This is a genomic window from Amycolatopsis thailandensis (genome assembly GCF_002234405.1).
GTDB lineage: Bacteria > Actinomycetota > Actinomycetes > Mycobacteriales > Pseudonocardiaceae > Amycolatopsis > Amycolatopsis thailandensis.
The window spans coordinates 1-614 of sequence record NZ_NMQT01000344.1; the positions used below are offsets into that span (position 1 = coordinate 1).

1 protein-coding gene is annotated in these 614 nt (G+C 64.0%); it reads right to left on the reverse strand.

Annotated elements, in window-relative coordinates:
• Positions 1–413: 413 nt before the first annotated feature.
• Positions 414–614: hypothetical protein (locus CFP71_RS44740; RefSeq protein WP_093939482.1), on the reverse strand; the 201-nt coding region annotated here is incomplete at its 5' end.

Below are 614 nucleotides of genomic sequence, written 5' to 3' on the forward strand. Positions count from 1 at the left end.
TGGTTGACCAACCTGCGCCACGCCATCGACCAGCCGCGGTAGCGAATCGCCGGAAGACGTTCGTCGGGCGTTTCGCCGAAGTCTCGGGTGGGTACCTATTTGCACGCAACGCAGGTCTGTGGTCTGTCAGGAGGCGTCGGAATGGTGCCGGTCGGACGAGATGAGGTGCGTCCCCGGGCGCTTCCGGGATCCGCGGCTGTCTCATGAACGTCGATTCGCACCCGTTCGACAGCTCTGTCAACTGTGGGCACGACCCGGTGAGGGACTGGGAAAGCCCATCTCGAGACGGTCGTGCCTGCACACAATGCGCCAGTCTGCGAGCGTTGGTCGAAGAAATTCGATCCGTGCTGAGGTCGCTCGCCCGGGCGGGAGTGGAACCCAGGCCGGAGCTGGCGGACCTGATCATCGAGCGGTTACGCGCGACGGGTCATACCCGATCCGGGCAGCGGCCGGCTCGCCACCGGTATCCGCTTGCTTGATCGACCGAGAACGAACCACAAAAGAACGGACAGGACGAAGCTGGGCATCACCAGCAGGTAGACGGACCAGTCTCGGAAACCGGAGAACCACAACATCGTGGCGAGCGCGACGGTGATCGAGGTCCAGGTCGCCGC